At 65.6% G+C, this 16,426-nt stretch carries 14 protein-coding genes and 1 riboswitch; of the genes, 6 read left to right on the top strand and 8 right to left on the bottom strand.

The genetic code is table 11. The features are described 5' to 3' along the window. Positions 1–135: 135 nt before the first annotated feature. Positions 136–990, bottom strand: a complete 855-nt coding sequence (gene purU / locus FNA67_RS20175) for a formyltetrahydrofolate deformylase (protein WP_147657919.1) — start codon at positions 988–990, stop codon at positions 136–138. 324 nt (positions 991–1,314) lie between these two features. Here purU and FNA67_RS20170 point away from each other — a divergent pair, with 324 nt between their 5' ends. Beyond that, on the top strand, positions 1,315–1,815 hold the full coding sequence (locus FNA67_RS20170) for a GAF domain-containing protein (protein ID WP_147657918.1): 501 nt from the start codon (positions 1,315–1,317) through the stop codon (positions 1,813–1,815). A 147-nt stretch (positions 1,816–1,962) separates the two neighbouring features. Here the strand turns inward: FNA67_RS20170 and iolB are convergent, their stop codons facing one another. From iolB to FNA67_RS20145, 5 genes are all read right to left on the bottom strand, one after another. Beyond that, entirely contained in the window at positions 1,963–2,760 is a 798-nt protein-coding gene (gene iolB / locus FNA67_RS20165; RefSeq protein WP_147657916.1) for a 5-deoxy-glucuronate isomerase, read from the bottom strand. Continuing rightward, complete coding sequence (locus tag FNA67_RS20160; RefSeq protein WP_147657914.1) at positions 2,741–2,995, bottom strand: DUF3329 domain-containing protein; 255 nt, start codon at positions 2,993–2,995, stop codon at positions 2,741–2,743. The genes iolB and FNA67_RS20160 overlap by 20 nt, the downstream gene beginning before the upstream one ends. 41 nt (positions 2,996–3,036) lie before the next feature. Continuing rightward, positions 3,037–3,954 (bottom strand): myo-inosose-2 dehydratase, encoded by a 918-nt coding sequence (gene iolE, locus FNA67_RS20155; RefSeq protein ID WP_147657912.1) that lies wholly within the window; start codon positions 3,952–3,954, stop codon positions 3,037–3,039. 11 nt (positions 3,955–3,965) lie between these two features. Then, the gene (gene iolD, locus FNA67_RS20150) at positions 3,966–5,810 is read right to left on the bottom strand and encodes a 3D-(3,5/4)-trihydroxycyclohexane-1,2-dione acylhydrolase (decyclizing) (RefSeq protein ID WP_147657910.1); all 1,845 of its coding nucleotides are present in this window, start codon (positions 5,808–5,810) and stop codon (positions 3,966–3,968) included. A 311-nt stretch (positions 5,811–6,121) separates the two neighbouring features. Then, positions 6,122–8,059: a bifunctional 5-dehydro-2-deoxygluconokinase/5-dehydro-2-deoxyphosphogluconate aldolase gene (locus FNA67_RS20145; RefSeq protein WP_147657908.1), complete on the bottom strand. Its 1,938-nt coding sequence runs from the start codon at positions 8,057–8,059 to the stop codon at positions 6,122–6,124. A gap of 197 nt (positions 8,060–8,256) precedes the next feature. Here FNA67_RS20145 and iolG point away from each other — a divergent pair, with 197 nt between their 5' ends. Then, positions 8,257–9,246 carry an inositol 2-dehydrogenase gene (gene iolG, locus FNA67_RS20140; protein WP_049708191.1) on the top strand — a complete coding sequence of 330 codons (990 nt, stop codon included), beginning with the start codon at positions 8,257–8,259 and terminating at the stop codon, positions 9,244–9,246. A gap of 502 nt (positions 9,247–9,748) precedes the next feature. Here the strand turns inward: iolG and FNA67_RS20135 are convergent. After that, positions 9,749–10,606, bottom strand: coding sequence for a MurR/RpiR family transcriptional regulator (locus FNA67_RS20135; protein ID WP_049706857.1), 858 nt, complete (start codon positions 10,604–10,606; stop codon positions 9,749–9,751). Positions 10,607–10,859: 253 nt separating this feature from the next. On the opposite strand from FNA67_RS20135, the gene FNA67_RS20130 reads away from it, so the two are divergent. The 4 genes from FNA67_RS20130 (at position 10,860) to FNA67_RS20115 (ending at position 14,822) form a co-directional block, all read left to right on the top strand. Beyond that, positions 10,860–11,648 (top strand): ATP-binding cassette domain-containing protein, encoded by a 789-nt coding sequence (locus FNA67_RS20130; RefSeq protein ID WP_147657906.1) that lies wholly within the window; start codon positions 10,860–10,862, stop codon positions 11,646–11,648. Continuing rightward, positions 11,648–12,631, top strand: a complete 984-nt coding sequence (locus FNA67_RS20125; protein WP_049706855.1) for an ABC transporter permease — start codon at positions 11,648–11,650, stop codon at positions 12,629–12,631. Before FNA67_RS20130 ends, FNA67_RS20125 begins: the two co-directional genes overlap by 1 nt. An 86-nt stretch (positions 12,632–12,717) precedes the next feature. Beyond that, entirely contained in the window at positions 12,718–13,623 is a 906-nt protein-coding gene (locus FNA67_RS20120) for a sugar ABC transporter substrate-binding protein (RefSeq protein ID WP_049706854.1), read from the top strand. Positions 13,624–13,700: 77 nt separating this feature from the next. Continuing rightward, positions 13,701–14,822, top strand: coding sequence for a Gfo/Idh/MocA family protein (locus FNA67_RS20115; RefSeq protein WP_147657904.1), 1,122 nt, complete (start codon positions 13,701–13,703; stop codon positions 14,820–14,822). Positions 14,823–14,865: 43 nt separating this feature from the next. On the opposite strand, the gene FNA67_RS20110 is transcribed toward FNA67_RS20115, so the two are convergent. Beyond that, complete coding sequence (locus tag FNA67_RS20110; protein ID WP_147657902.1) at positions 14,866–15,825, bottom strand: DMT family transporter; 960 nt, start codon at positions 15,823–15,825, stop codon at positions 14,866–14,868. A gap of 103 nt (positions 15,826–15,928) precedes the next feature. Further along, positions 15,929–16,079, bottom strand: a riboswitch (FMN riboswitch). Positions 16,080–16,426: the final 347 nt, after the last annotated feature.

Below are 16,426 nucleotides of genomic sequence, written 5' to 3'. Positions count from 1 at the left end.
CCCACTCTGAGAGAAGGCGGCGCTCAAGCGCCCGATGAGGGGAAGGCCAGGGTCCCGATCTATCTTCCGGATCCCCACCCTCAATCCCTCCCCGGTGGGGAGGGAGCAAGGGCTTGAGGCGCCCCAGCCTGGCGCCTACCCGAACACCACTGTCTTGCGCCCGTTGAGCATCACCCGGCTTTCGAGGTGCAGCTTCACCGCCCGCGCCAGGACGCGGCTTTCCACGTCGCGCCCCGTAGCGATCAGGTCGTCCGGGCTCATGGCGTGGTTCACGCGCTCGATTTCCTGCTCGATGATCGGGCCCTCGTCGAGGTCCGGCGTCACGTAGTGCGCCGTCGCCCCGATGATCTTGACCCCGCGCTCGTGGGCCTGGTGATAGGGCTTTGCGCCCTTGAAGCTGGGCAGGAACGAGTGGTGGATGTTGATCACCTGCCCGTAAAGCCGCGTCGAGAGCTTGTCGGAGAGGATCTGCATGTAGCGCGCCAGCACCACCAGGTCCGCCCCCGTCTCCTTGAAGAGTTTTAGAACCTGCTCTTCCTGCTCGGCCTTGTTGTCCTTGCTGACCGGCAGCACGTGGTAGGGGATGCCTTCGTATTCGGCGGTCTTGCGCGAATCCTCGTGGTTGGAAACGATCGCCACCACCTCGGCATCGAGCCAGCCGACCCGGATCTGGTAGAGCAGGTGCAGGAGCGCATGGTCGAATTTTGAGACCATGACCAGGATCTTTTTCTTCTGGCTCTGGTCGATCAGCGCGGTGCGCATGCCGAAGCGCTCGATGGCAGGCTTGAGCGCCTTTTCGATCGCGTCGCGCTCGACGCCTTCCGGCGCCGTAAAGGCCAGGCGCATGAAAAAGCGCCCGGTCTCACGGTCCCAGAACTGGTTGGATTCGGCGATATTGGCATTGAGGGCGGCGAGCTCGGTGGTCACCGCCGCCACGATACCCGGCCGGTCCTCGCAGGAGAGGGTGAGGATGAAATTGCTGGCCGGCATGTGCGCGATCCCCCGATGGTTTTTCGTCGGCGGCGATATGCGAGCCAAGCGCGCCAACAGTCAAGGGGAAGCAGGGGAGAGGTAGCGGGTGCCAGCCCCCATCCGGCCTTCGGCCACCTTCTCCCCGACGGGGCGAAGGCGATGATGCACGATCGCGCCCCATCTTCACCTCGCCCCCTCGGGGAGAGGTCGCCGCGCAGCGGCGGGTGAGGGGGAGCCCCAGTCGCCGACCTTGCTCCCTGACCGCGCCCACATGCCGCCTTACACTCCCCTCGCTCGGGGCCTATATCTTCCCCACCATCACCGACCCCAAGTCCCAAAAGAATGTTCCAGACCGCTCCCGCCGCCGCTTCCTTTGCCAGCAAGTCCGAGCTGCACGCCGAACTCGCCTTGCAGCTTTCCGGCCTCTTCACCGGCGAGCGCGACAGGATCGCCAATGCGGCCAACATGTCGGCGCTGATCTTCGGCATGCTGCCTGATCTCAACTGGGCCGGGGTCTATTTCCTCAACGCGGAGGGCGACGAACTGGTTGTCGGCCCCTTCCAGGGCAAGCCGGCCTGCGTGCGCATCGCGGTCGGCCGCGGCGTCTGCGGGACGTCGGTGGCCGAAGCGCGCTCGATCGTCGTTCCCGACGTCCACGCCTTCCCCGGCCACATCGCCTGCGATGCCGCCTCGCGCTCCGAACTGGTGGTGCCGCTACTGCGGGACGGTAAGGTCATCGGCGTCCTCGACCTGGACAGCCCCAGTCCGGGCCGTTTCGATGAAGAGGATCGAGCCGGACTGGAGAAGGCCGCGGCGATCTTCGTGGACGCCACCGACTTCTAGAAGAACCCCTCATCCGGCCTTCGGCCACCTTCTCCCCGGCGGGGCGAAGGCGATGATGCACGATCGCGCCCCAGCGACACCTTGCCCCCTCGGGGAGAGGTCGCCGCGCAGCGGCGTGTGAGGGGGAGCCCCAGGTTCCGGCGTCGCCTAGGCCTTCACCAGCCACTCGTGCTCAGGTGCGTTGTAGAACTTCCACGTGCGCTTCGGTCCGGCCATGACGTTGAGGTAATAGAGGTCGTAGCCATGCGTGGCCGCCACCGGGTGATAGCCCCTGGGCACGAGCGTCACGTCGCCATCCTCCACCACCATGGCCTCGTCGAGGCTGCGGTCGTCGGTATAGACGCGCTGGAAGCCAAATCCCTGCGGCGGGTTGAGGCGATGGTAGTACGTCTCTTCCAGCAGGCTCTCATGCGGCAGGTTGTCGGTGTCGTGCTTGTGCGGCGGATAGCTCGACGTATGCCCGCCCGGCGTGATCACTTCCACCACGAGCAAAGAGTCCGCCGGATCGGTTTCGGGCAGGATGTTGGTCACGTAGCGGGTATTGGTGCCGGTGCCGCGGGTGATCTGCGGATTGGTCCCGGGTGCGATGAGGCGGGCCGGCAGCTTGCCGCCCGTGCCCGGCGCCGAGCACACCGCAAGCTCCAGCTCCGTCGTCGCCTCGACGCTCCACTCGGCCCCCGCCGGCATATAGACCGCATAGGGCGCGCCTTCGAAGGGCGACATGCGCTCGCCGATCTCGCCAAAATCTTCGCCGCCCCCTAAGACTTTCGCGCGGCCCGAGACCAGCACCAGGCAGACCTCGCGCTCGCCGGTCTTCTCGGCCGCCGTTTCGCCGGGCCTGAGCTTCCAAAGCTCGAACCCGACATAGGTCCAGCCCGCGCTTTGTGGCGTCACCGAAACCACGCGGCCGGACGTGCCCTGCGGCTTAACTTTTAGGTTTGGCATTCTTGCGGACCTCCTCCAGCGTCTTGTCGAATGTGATAAAGAAGGTCCAGATGCCGTAGGCCAGCATTACCAGCGACAGGACGCCCCAGAACTGGTCGTGGTTGTAGAACCATTCCCAGAGCGTCCAGCAGGCGATGGCCGCAACAAGGATCACCCGGCGATAGAGCGGGGCGAACCAGCCCAGGGTCATGAAACCGGGCTTTTCGGGCTTTTCGGGCTTCTTGTCTTCGCTCATCGTTGCGATCCTTTCGTTGGCAGGGCGTTTCTAGCGCCCCCTCAACGGGTCGGAAAGCCCTGCGTCTCGACCGTATAGCCGGCCGCGTTCATCACGCGCATCAGTTCGGCGTGACCGACCTGGGCCATCCGCAGCGGCGGGTTCTTCCTCGGGTCCTGCTCGGCCTCGACCACGAACCAGCCCTCATAGCCGTAATCGGCGAAGCGCTGGACGATGGCGCCGAAATCGAGCGAGCCATCGCCGGGCACGGTAAAGGCGCCGAGCGCCACCGCATCCAGGAAGCTCTGCCTGGTCCGATCGAGCCCGTCCACCACGGCGCGGCGGATGTCCTTCACATGCACGTGGTTGATGCGGGCATGGTGGTTGTCGATCGCCCGCAGCACGTCTCCGCCCGCAAAGGCCAGGTGTCCGGCATCGAGCAGCAGCGGGATGCCGGGCCCCGACGCCGCCATGAAGGCGTCGAGCTCCGCCTCGGTCTCGACCACGGCCGCCATGTGGTGGTGGTAGGAGAGTGGCATGCCCTGATCGGCGCACCATTCCCCGAATGCGGTGACCTTCCTGGCATAGGCCTTCATCTCGTCGTCCGAGAGTTTCGGCTTGGTCGCCAGCGGCTTGGAGCGATCCCCCTGGATCGAGCGGCCCACTTCGCCATAGACGATGCAGGGCGCGTCGACGGCCTTGAAGAGCTCGATCATGGGGAGGATGCGGTCCTTGTTGGCGGCCAGGTCCTCATCGACCAGCGTGCCCGAGAACCAGCCGCCGCAGAGCGTCACGTCGGCGGCACGCAGAATCGGCAGCATGACCTCCGGATCGTCCGGGAAGCGGCGGCCCTTCTCCATGCCGGTGAACCCGGCCGAGCGCGATTGGCGCAGGCATTCCTCGAGCGAAACGTCGTCGCTCAGCTCCACCAGGTCGTCATTCCACCAGGCGATCGGGGACATCCCCAGTTTGGCTTTCATCTTCTTGGGTCCTAAGCCTGTCTTTGATCCTTGAGCGCTTGCTCATAGTCCTTGCGCGCCGCGTTCACCTGCTTGCGGTCCGAGACTTCGGGCACCGCCACGTCCCACCAGGCGCCGCCCGCCTCGGTGGTGATCAGCGGGTCGGTATCGATCACCAGCACGGTGGTGCGCGTTTCCCGGGCGGTTTCCTTGAGCGCCGCTTCGAGTTCGGCGATGGAGGCCACTTTCCTGGCCACCGCGCCCATCGAGGCGGCATGGGCCGCGAAATCGATCTGGGGCAGCACCTCGTGATAGGTGTCCTTGAGCAGATTGTTGAAGTTGGCGCCGCCGGTGGCCATCTGCAGGCGGTTGATGCAGCCATAGCCGGCATTGTCGAGCAGCACGATGGTAAGCTTGGCCCCGAGCATGATCGAGGAGGCGATCTCCGAGTTCAGCATCATATAGGAGCCGTCGCCGACCATCACCACGACATCGTCATAGGGCCGCGCCAGCTTGACGCCCAGGCCCCCGGCGATCTCGTAGCCCATGGTCGAAAAGCCGTATTCGAGGTGGTAGCTCCCCGGCCCTTGCGCCTGCCAGAGCTTGTGCAACTCGCCCGGCAACCCGCCGGCGGCGCAGACCAGCACCGCGTTCTCGCGGGCCCGCTGCACGGCGCCGATGACCTGCGCGTCCGAGGGCAGCTCGTTGGTGGGGGCGGTGGCGGTGCCTGCGGCTTCGAGCCAGGTGGATTTGCCCTTGAGCGCCTTTTCGGTCCAGTCCTGGTCGACCTGCCAGGCGCCCAGCGAGGCGTCCAGCGCCTCGAGCGTCACCTGCGCATCGCCCACCAGCGGCAACGCCCCGTGTTTGCCGGCGTCGAAGGGCTGCACGTTGAGCCCGACGAGCCGGACGTCCTCATCCCGGAACAGCGCCCAGCTGCCGGTGGTGAAATCCTGAAGGCGCGTGCCCACGGCCAGCACCAGGTCGGCCTCCTCGGCCAGCGCATTGGCCGCCGAAGTGCCGGTCACGCCGACCGAGCCCATGTTGAGGTAGTGGTCGTGCGGCAGGCTGGACTTGCCGGCCTGGGTTTCCATGACGGGCAGGCCGTGGTTTTCCGCAAAGGCGCGCAGGGCCTCGGAGGCCTCAGAATAGAGCACGCCGCCGCCCGCAATGATCACGGGCTTCCTGGCCTTCTGCAGCGCCACGGCCGCCGAAGCGAACTCGTCGGCGTCCGGCAGGACACGGCGCGTCTTCCATACCCGTTCGGCAAAGAAGCTCTCGGGATAATCATAGGCCTCGGCCTGGACGTCCTGGCAGAGGCTCAGGGTCACCGGTCCGCATTCGGCGGGGTCGGTAAGCACTTCCATGGCCCGGCGCAGGGCCGGCATGATCTGCTCGGGCCGGGTGATGCGGTCGAAATAGCGCGAGACGGGGCGGAAACAGTCATTGGCCGAGACCGTGCCGTCGCCGAAATCCTCGACCTGCTGGAGCACCGGGTCAGGCCCGCGATTGGCAAAGACATCGCCCGGCAGCAAGAGAACAGGTAGGCGGTTGACATGGGCGAGGGCGGCGGCTGTTACCATGTTGAGCGCGCCCGGTCCGATGGAGGTGGTCGCGGCCATGAAACGGCGCCGGAAGCTTGCCTTGGCGAAGGCGATGGCGGCGTGGGCCATGCCCTGCTCGTTCTGGGCGCGATAGGTCGGCAGTTCCTCGCGCACCGCATAGAGTGCCTCGCCGACGCCGGCGACATTGCCGTGCCCGAAAATGGCGAAGACGCCGCCGAAGATCGGCACCTTCTCGCCTTCGATCACCGTCATCTGCCGCGTCATGAACCGCGCCAGGGCCTGGGCCATGGTGAGACGTACAGTTTTCTGGCTCATGGCCGTTTTCCTCCCTGCCAGCGCTTCTGGCTCACCGCTTCCCCGGCCCTCCGCAGGGGAGGGTGTTCCGGCCGGTGTATCCTCTTCCATCGAGCCCCACCCACCTCTTCACCTCCCCTTGCGGGGGCGGCCGGGAGGAGGGAGCCCCAAACTCATTTCTCGGGGCAGAAACCCCTCATCCGCCCTTCGGGCACCTTCTCCCCGACGGGGCGAAGGCCCCGTGGTCCCATCGCGCCCCAGCTCACCTCGCCCCCTCGGGGAGAGGTCGGCCGAAGGCCGGGTGAGGGGGAGCCGCGGTCACCGGCCCGGCCTCAGGCCTTCACCGGCCCCGCAACCCGCTCCCAGATTCCCACGAGCGCCCCGAACCGCGCGGCCATGTCCGCCACCGCGTCCTCGTCGTTCATCGTACCAGCAAACCACGCCTTGGCGGCATCGGCAAAGATCGTACGCCCCACAGCAAAACCCTTCACGGCTTTCGCCGCCTGCGCCGCCTCAAAGCCCTTCTCGAGTTCGTCCTGGGGCGCGTCCAGCCCCAGCAGCACCACGCCACGGCACCAGGGGTCGTTGGCCGCAATCACGGCGTCGAGCGCCGTCCAGGCCGCTTCGCTCTTTTGCGGCTCGAGCTTCCACCAGTCCGGCTTGATGCCGGCGGCGTAAAGCTCGGTCAGCGCCCGGGCGATTGTGTCCTCGCGCAGTTCCCCGTTCTTGCCGGCAATGATCTCGACCAGGATGTCGCGCCCGATCTTTCGCGCCGCCTCGTACGCGGTGCGCAGCTTTTCGGTCTGCACGCGCTTCAGCTCCGGCTCGTCATCGGGGTGATAGAAGCACAGGCACTTGATGCAGTGGTCCACCGGCCATTCCACCAGCCTGCTTCCCACGTCCTGGGAGAACTCGAACTGCAGCGGCCGGCTGCCCGGCAGCTCGATCGGCTTGCCAATCCAGAATTTCTGGTACTTGGTCGACGCGAAGAGGGCATCGCGGCCGTATTTGTCGTCGAGCAGCATGCCGAAACCCTCGCGATCGCCCGCGACCCTCCCCGCCGCTTCCACCGCCAGGGCCTTGAAGGCGGGAATGCGATCGGCCTTGTCGCCCGCAATCGCCTCGAGCTGGGAGCGGTGGTCGATGGCCAGCGCCATCAGCCGCGGATAGTGCCGCCGCCGGTTGGTCGCCCAATGCAGGTGATTGAGCGCCGCGTCCCTACGCAGCGCTTTTTCCTTGGACCCATTGGCCAGGAAGTAGGAGAGCTCCTCCCAGCTCGGATATTCCGGCGCGCAAAGCAGGCGCGATACGGCAAAGGCGCCGCAGGCATTGGCCCAGGTTGCCGAAACGGCATGGGGCTCCCCGCGCAGCCAGCCGCGCAGGAAACCCGACATGAAGGCGTCGCCGGCCCCCAGCACGTTATAGACCTCGATGGGAAAGCCCTTGCCGACGATGCCCTTTTCGAGATCGTCGGGGATGGCGCCGTCATAGACGATGCAGCCCATCGGCCCGCGCTTGAGCACGATCACCGCCTGGCTCAACGCGCGGATGGTCTTGAGCGCCGCCAGGAGGGTGCTTTCGCCCGAAGCGATCAGCACTTCCTCTTCCGTCCCCACGATGAGGTCGCAATCGGCCAGCACGGATTTGTACTTCTGCGAAACGACGTCGGAGGCGACGTAGCGCTCAAAGCCGGCCTCGTGCCCCGCCAGCCCCCAGAGGTTCGGCCGGTAGTCGATGTCGAACACCACCTTGCGGCCATTGGCCCTGGCGATGCGGATGGCCTTCTTCTGGGCCGCTTCGCTGTTGGGCTTGGAGAAATGCGTGCCGGTCACCACGATGGCGCGGGCACTGGCGATATGGGCCTCATCGATGTCGCCCTCATCGAGCGCCATGTCGGCGCAATCGGTGCGCACGAAGATCATGGGCGAAACGCCCTCGGCCTCGACCGAGAGCAGCACCAGGGCGGTGAGGCGCGCCGGGTCGGTCGCCACGCCCTTGACGTCCACGCCCTCGCGCTCGAGCTGCTCGCGGATGAACCGGCCCATCTGTTCGTTGCCGACCCGCGTGACCAGCCCGGATTTCAGGCCCAGCCGGGCCGTGCCCACCGCGATATTGGTGGGGCAGCCGCCCACCGATTTGGCGAAGCTGCCCACGTCTTCGAGCCGCGTGCCGATCTGCTGGCCGTAGAGGTCGACCGAGGACCGGCCGATGGTGATCACGTCGAGCCCGGGCTCGCCCGATCCCAGGCTTGTGCGTTCCTCACCGGCCATGCTTGCATCCCCCTATAAAAGTATTGGACAGGCTTTTGCGGTCGCTATATGCCTAGGCCGAAATGAAACATCAATTCTGAAATTACGTCAATTCAGAATGTTTGTTCTGTTTTCGGGGCGGAGAGGGCGGCGGCCGGAAGGGCCGGTCATCTTCGCTCGGAATCCATACAGATTTCCGGCTTTGAGGAGGCATGGACATGGTGCGGTTTGGTGTTCTTGGGGCAGGTCGGATCGGGAAGGTCCATGCCCATTCGCTGGCGGATTCGGGCCGGGCGAGCGTGGCCTATGTGGCCGATGCAATGCCCGAGGCGGCACGCGCGCTGGCCGACGGCGTCGGCGCCAAAGTCGCCTCGGTCGAGGAGGTGATCGCGGCCAGGGACGTCGATGCCATCCTCATCGCCACGCCGACCGACACGCATGCCGATCTCATCGAGCAGGCGGCGCGCGCCGGCAAGGCGATCCTGTGCGAAAAGCCGGTGTCGCTCTCGGTTGAACGCATCGAAAAGTGCCTGCCGGTGGTCGAACAGGCCGGCGTGCCGCTGATGATCGGCTTCCATCGCCGCTACGATCCGAACTATTCCGTGCTCGAAAAGCGCATCCGCAACGGCGAGATCGGCGATGTCGAAATCGTCACCATCGCCTGCCGCGACCCTTCCGCTCCCCCGGTCTCCTATATCGAGCGCTCTGGCGGCCTTTATCGCGACATGATGATCCATGATTTCGATATGGCGCGGTTCCTGCTCGGCGAAGAGCCGGTCGTGGTTCACGCCCTGGGCGGGAACCTCGTCGATCCGGCGATCGGCAAGGCCGGCGACATCGACACCGCCGCCGTCCACATGCAGACCGCCTCGGGCAAGATCGCCGTCATCACCAATTCGCGCCGTGCCACCTATGGCCACGACCAGCGCATCGAGGTGCATGGCTCCAAGGGCCTTCTGCGCGCCGGCAACGTGCATCTGACCACGGTCGAGAAGGCCGACGAATCCGGCTGGACCGAGGACAAGATCCCGTTCTCGTTCATCGAGCGCTACGAGCAGGCCTACCGCATCGAAATCAACGCCTTCCTCACCTTCCTCGAAAAAGGCGAGAAGCCGACCGCTTCGGGCTACGATGGCCTAATGGCCCAGAAACTGGCCGAAGCCGCCACGGAATCGCTCAAGACCGGCCAGGCCGTGAAGGTCAAATAAGGGCAGGGGCCTTCCCCTTGCGGGGGAGGGCAGCGAGAGGGGAGGCTAAGTCCTCGATCCGCGTTATCCGGCCCACCCCCACCCTTGTTCCCTCCCCACAAGGGGGAGGGAGACCTGCCGGCAAGATTCCCCTTCATCGGCTCCCTCTTCTCGTGGGGAGGTAGGGTGACCTGAGAGCCCGCGCCTCCTCACCTGCCACGCCCCACCACCGATCTTCCCCGGCCGCAGGGCCGGGGACCACGGACGCCTCCACTCGGATAGCACGATGCAATAAGCCCCGGGTCTTCGCCCGCGGAAGATCAAGGGCATCGCGCGATGTGTACCGATGGGCCGGCGGTGCAGCCAAACCTCCCATCCCCCTTGCAGGGAGGGACCTAAGGGCAGGCCAAGTGTCCGATGCCGCTCGATTTCTTCTCGCCCAACCCCAGCGAAAACCCTCGCCCCGTCGGGGAGAGGGTGCCCGGCAGGGCGGTGAGGGGGTGATCACAATGTCGGGTAAACCCTATTCCCCGCGCCTGCCCGCCACCGCCACGCTCAGCGCCATGGCCAGCGCCATGGTTGCGGTCATCGAGCGAAAGCCCTCGAAATTGGCTTCGACGATCTCGAGGCAGACCTGGGCGTTGCCGGCGATGGGAGAGAAGGGGCTGTCGGTGATCGAGACCATGCTGGCGCCCTGGGCCAGGGCCGCGTTGGCGAGCGCCACCGTGTCGCTGGCATAGGGGGTGAAGCTGATGGCGAGCACCGCGTCGCGTGCGCCGATGAAGCTGGCCTGTTCCGAGCCGAGCCCGGCAATGCCGTCCACCAGGATGTGGCGGATGCCGAGCTTGCCCATGGCATAGGCCATGTAGGACGTGATGGGGAACGAGCGCCGCAGCCCGATGAGGTAGATGGTTTCGGCCCGGGCCAGCACCTCCACGGCGCGATCGAGCGCCTCGGGGTCGAGCTTGGCGCGATAGTCCGCGACGCTGCGCTCGGCGGCGTCGAGGAAGCCGGCCATGACCAGCCCGGCCTTGCTGCCCGCCAGTCCATGCTCGCGCAATTGGGCCAGCCTTTCGTCATAGCTGGGCACCTTGTCGCGCAGGCGCGAGCGGAAAACGTCCTGCAGGTCGGAAAATCCCTGGTAGCCGAGGGCCTGGGAGAAACGCACGAGGGTCGAAGGCTGCACTTCGGCCTTGGCCGCTATCCCCGCCGCCGTGCCGAAGGCGATCTCGTCGGGGTTGTCGAGCGCGTAGGTCGCCACCTGTGTCAGGCGCCGGGGCAGGCTCTGCCAGCGTGCCGCAATCAGCGTGCGCAACGCTCCGAAATCGCGCGGGGCGGCGCTTTCCTCAGGGGTCTGGGTGTCGTTGGACGGCGTGCTCATGCCCACTCCTCCCTCCGGCGCGATCCCCCGTCAACGGCACCGCGCACTTATCCCCGGAATGCCTGTTCCAGGACAGCATGTCCGCCCGCCTCAACCCCGGTCGCGGCCAAACGGGCTATTTCCCGAAAACGTCATAAGGGGGGCCAATATTGTCCCTTGACCTTTCGACGATACGTGGAATACTTGTTCCAATACAAGATAAAAAGCATCATTTGTTCCATAAGGTACAGTGAAAGCGGACGGGAGGAAGCGGATGGCGGAAACGTCAGCGACGCCGCTATTGGAGGCCAAGGGCATCTCCAAGTATTTCGGCGCGATCACGGCCCTGCATAACGTCAATTTCCACGTCGCCCATGGCGAGGTGCTCGGCGTCGTCGGGGACAATGGCGCGGGCAAGTCGACGCTGATGAAGATCCTCTCGGGCCTCTATGTGCCCAGCGAGGGCCAGATCTTCTTCGATGGCCAGCCGGTGCAGTTCTCCAGCCCCAAGCATGCGCGCGAACTGGGCATCGAGATGGTCTACCAGGACTTCGCGCTGGCCGGGAACATGCCGATCTACGAGAACATCTACCTGGGCCGCGAGCCGGGGCGGAAGCTCGGGCCGATCACGCTGATCAACCACGCCCAGGCGCGAGAGATGGCCAGCCACCATCTCGACAACCTCAAGATCCACGTCAAGTCCATCGACCAGAACACCGAGGAACTCTCCGGCGGGCAGCGCCAGGCCGTCGCCATCGCGCGCGCCACGGCGTTTTCGGCCAAGCTTGTCATCATGGACGAGCCGACCGCCGCCCTTGCCATCAAGGAAGTCGGCAAGGTGCTCGACCTCATCCGCAGCCTCAAGGATCACGGCGTCGCCGTCATCATCATCTCGCACCGCATGGACGACATCTTCTACTGCTGCGACCGGGTCATGGCGCTCTACCAGGGCACCAACTTCGCCGACGCGCCGCTTGACAAGACGCACCGCAACGAAGTGATCGGCTGGATCATGGGCACCAAGGGGCACACCGAAGGCCTCGCACACGACAGGTTGACGTGATGTTCCACAACCCGCGCCTCGCCAAGTTCCTGGATACCTACGGCATCATCATCGTGGTGGTGGTGATGATGGCGATCCTGGCCGCCATCAAGCCGGGCGTGTTCCTGTCGGCGGAAAACCTCACCAATATCCTCAAGCAGAACGCTTCGCTGGCGCTCCTGGCCCTGGGCATGTTCGTGGTCATCGTCACTGCCGGCATCGATCTGTCGGTCGGCTCGACCATGGCGCTGGCCATGGTGACGCTCGCCATCGCCTCCAAGGCCGGCGTGCCCTGGCCGCTGGTGCTGCTGATCGGGCCGGGCATCGGCATAATCGTGGGCCTCGTCAACGGGCTGGGGCTGACGTTGCTGCGCTTGCCCCATCCTTTCATCATGACGCTGGGCACGCTCAACATCGCGCGCGGGCTCACCTATCTCGTGACCAATGGCGCGCCGGTCTCGGGCCTGCAGCCCGAAGTGCGCTTCCTCGGCCAGGCCTATTTCGACCTGGGGATCTTCGCTCCGCCCGCCGGCATTCCGGCCAGCCTCATCCTCGTCCTCGTCTGCGCCATCGCGCTCTGGTGGTTCCTGGCCAAGACCTCGACAGGCCGGCACATCTTCGCCATCGGCGGCAACCCGCACGCGGCGCGGGTCTCGGGCATCAACGTCGATGCGGTGCTGGTGCTGGTCTATGTGCTCTGCGGCTTCTTCGCCGGGCTCGCTGGCTTGCTGCTGGCCGGACGCACCGATAGCGGCTTTCCCAATGCCGGCATCGGCATCGAGCTCGATGCGATCGCCGCAGTCATCATCGGGGGCGCCTCCTTCTTCGGCGGGCGCGGCACGGTGCTGGGGGTGCTGGCCGGCGTCCTCATCATGGGGATCCTGAGGAACGGGCTCAACATCAACAATGTCTCGGCTTTCTGGCAGATGATCCTGATCGGGCTCGTCATCATCATCGCCGTCTATATCGACGTGCTGCGGCGCCGCGCGGCGCTGCGCAGTTAAGGGAGTTACCGATCGCCGTCCGTGACCGTCTCCGGACGGGCGGCGCAGGAGACGAGCGGAGACAGAAGGTTCTTAGGGAGGACCAAATGAAGAAGCTTCTGCTGGCAGGCGTCGCGCTTGCCGCCATGACTGCCGTTTCATATGCGGCCGATACCTATGTGGTCGGCATGAAGGGCCCGGGCGCCGGCAATCCCTTCTGGGCCGCCGTCGAGAAGGGAGCCAAGGACAAGGGCGCCGAGCTGGGCGTCGATGTCGTGGTCGTCGCCCCCCCGGCCGAATCCGACGTCCAGGCCCAGATCACCCAGATCGAGGACCTCATCGCCCAGAAGGTCTCGGGCATTGCCCTGGCCCCGACCGACCCCAACGCCCTGGCTCCTGTGGTCGATGCCGCCAAGGCCGCCGGCATTCCAGTGGTGTTCGTGGATACCAAGGGCGTCAACGAAGGCGTGACCTTCATCGGCACCGACAACGCGGTGGGCGCGGCGCTCGCCGCCGACTTCATGTGCAAGAACCTGCCGCAGGGCTCGGAAGTGGCGATCCTGCAGGGCCTCATCTCCCAGTCCACGGGCCAGGCGCGCGCCGAGGGCTCCAAGAAGGGGCTCGAAGCGTGCGGGCTCAAGGTCGTGGCCGAGCAGACCGCCGAATGGGACCGCGCCAAGGGGCAGTCGGTGATGGAGAACATCCTGACCGGCAATCCCAATATCAAGGGCGTCTTCGCCTCCAATGACAACATGGCGCTGGGCGCGGTCGAGGCGCTCAAGGCGGCGGCAAAGCTTCAGGACGTGATGGTGGTCGGGTTCGACGCCAATCCGGATGCGGCCGCATCGATCCTTGCCGGCGAAATGACCGCCTCGGTCGCCCAGGCGCCTGCCAATATCGGCGGCTTCGGCGTCCAGGCGCTGGTCGACCTCAAGGCGGGCAAGACCATCGAGCCGGTGATCGATACCGGCACGGTGCTGGTCACCAAAGAAAACGCCGACAAGTACAAGTAAGCCGTCCCGTCTTTCCCTCCCCGCACCCCAGCGCCCGGACCCCGGCCCGGGCGCATCATTGTTGGAGATCATCGAACATGCAGCAGATCGGCGTCGGCCTTATCGGCACGGGCTATATGGGCAAGTGCCACGCGCTGGCCTGGAATTCGGTCAAGGCAGTCTTCGGCTCCGGCCCGAGGCCGCGCCTGGTGCACCTGGGCGAGGTCACCGCCGAGCTGGCGCTGCAGAAGGCCGAGGAGTTCGGCTTCGAGCGGGCGACCGGGGACTGGCGCGAGGTCGTTGCCGACCCGGAGGTCGAGGTGGTCTCGGTGACCACGCCCAACCAGTTCCATGCCGAGATGGCGGTGGCCGCGCTCGAGGCGGGCAAGCATGTCTGGTGCGAGAAGCCGATGGCGGTGTCCTTCGCCGATGCCGAACGCATGCGCGCGGCGGCCCGGGCTTCGGGCAGGACCGCCGTCCTCGGCTACAACTACATCCAGAACCCGGCCATCCGGCATATCGAAGCGCTGCTCAGGCAGGGCGCCATCGGGGAGGTGAACCATGTGCGCCTCGAGATGGACGAGGATTTCATGGCCGATCCCGATGTGCTCTTCTACTGGAAGAGCGAGGCTTCCTCGGGCTACGGGGCGCTCGACGATTTCGGCGTGCATCCGCTTTCGCTGATTACCACCCTCCTCGGGCCCGTGGAGCGGGTGATGGCCAATATGTCAAAGCCTTATCCAGACCGCCCGCTGCGCGACGGCGGCCGCCGGACGGTGGAAACCTACGATATCGCTTCGGTGCTGATCGAGCTGGCGGGTGGCGCCTCGGGCGTGATCGCGCTCAGCCGCACGGCCTGGGGGCGCAAGGGCCGCATCGCGGTGCAGATCTTCGGGGCGCGCGGCACCATCGTCTATGATCAGGAGCGGCTCAACGAGGTGCAGCTCTACAGCACCGGGGACGCACCGGCCGAGCAGGGTTTCCGCACCATCCTCACCGGCGGGCTGCACCCGCCCTATGACCGCTTCGTGCCGGCGCCCGGCCACGGGCTGGGGTTCAACGATCTCAAGATCATCGAATGCCACGAACTGCTCAAGGCCATCGAGGGCAAGCCGGCACGGATCATCGATTTCGAGGCGGGCCTCGAGATCGAGCGCACCGTCCATGCCATGGCCCGTTCGCATCATGAAGGGCGCTGGGTGACTGTCGCGTCGCAATGAGAAGGCCGGCGCGCCAAGGCGCCGGCCTTCATATGCTTGAGCCCTATGCCGCCTGCAGGCGCGGCTGGCGGGCGCTTTCCTGGCGCAGGATGAAGAGCGAGGCGCCCAGGATCAGCAGGGCGCCCGGCCAGAAGAGCGGGCTGGGCACCTGGCTCAGCACGATCCAGCCGAGAAGCGTGTTGAGCGGGAGCTTGAGGTCATCGAACGGCTGGAGATAGGTGGCGTCGGCGACCTTGTAGGCGAGCGAGAGGAAGTATTGCGCGCCGGCTGTCACCAGGCCGAGCAGCACGATCAGCCAGAGCGCATCGCCGCCCGGCGGCACGAAGTCGAAGCCGTTGGCAAGGCTGCCCGGCAGCGAGCCCGGGAACAGCGTGACCAGGGCGCCCAGGATCAGCCCGATCAGCAGGTGATTGGGGGTGATGAGCACCAGCATGTAGAGGGTCAGCGACTCGGGCGCCTCTTCCTTGGCCAGGTACTTGGTCATGACCGAGACGGTACCCCAGAGAGCCGCCGCGATCACCGGTAGGAGCGCCGCCCAGGTGAAGCTCTCGGTGCCGATGCCCGAAACCAGGATAGCCCCCAGGAAGCCGACAAGCGCCGCGCCCAGGCGCTGGATGGTCACCTTTTCGCCCAGGAACAGGGTGGCCCCGCCGATGATGAAGAAGGGTCCGGTCATGGAAAGCGCCACCATCTGCCAGAGCGGCACGCCCGAGGCGAAACCGAAGGCGAAGACCTGGACGCCGAGCGCGGAGAGGAAGGCACGCATTTCGTGGGCGAAGGGGTGCTTGGTGCGCAGCGCGCCGAAACCGATGCGGAAGATCAGCGGCAACGCGAAGATCGTCGCGATCACATATTGCCAGAACACCACGGCCGTGGACGGGACGCCGAGGGTATAGGTGATGTGGGGGGTCAGAAGGTTGGTGATGGCGAAGGTCAGGCCCGCGCCGAGCATGTAGACCGCGCCCTGAACGGGCTGGTTGGTCTGGGAGGAAAGCTGGCTCAATTTCGATCCTTTCGTAAACCAGTTTCCTCAGGGTTTACGGGGGATCGAAGCGATGACGGCGCTCCCGCGCATGGGCGCAGGAGGGCCGGATAGCCCAAGTCTCACCCGTTCTCTTTCATCCGGACTGTGACCGTCGGCTTCGGAATCTCACCGAATCTGCTGACCCGTGCCTTGCGGCGCGGCGCTCGCGGGCTCTACGGGCCTTGCGCCCGATTACCGCCGGTGGGGAATTTCACCCCGCCCTGAGAACGTTATGTTCATGCCGCCTCAAACTGACGACAGCCTTAAAGGTAGGGGAAGGGGCGCAAAGCTGCAAGTTCGACTTGTTGCGCATTGATTGAACAACCGGGAACGGATTTGCGAACGCCCGAATGCAAAGGGCCGCCCCTTTGCGGGACGGCCCCCATGAGTTTTCAGGCCCTCATCTGGCCCGGACCGCGAGCGGTCCGAAGGAGGGAAGGATCAGGCCGAGGTCTGCCCCGACACGACCACCATCACTCCAAAGCCTTCAAGAGCCGTCATCTCATTAGACATTGGATCACCTCCTTTGCGATTGGTTGAACATGCAAGCAACATGGCGGCATTCGCCGCGTCGCGCAAG

Source organism: Youhaiella tibetensis, from assembly GCF_008000755.1.
GTDB lineage: Bacteria > Pseudomonadota > Alphaproteobacteria > Rhizobiales > Devosiaceae > Paradevosia > Paradevosia tibetensis.
Note: the sequence above shows the minus strand (reverse complement) of the source record. Positions and strands in the feature narration are given on the sequence as shown.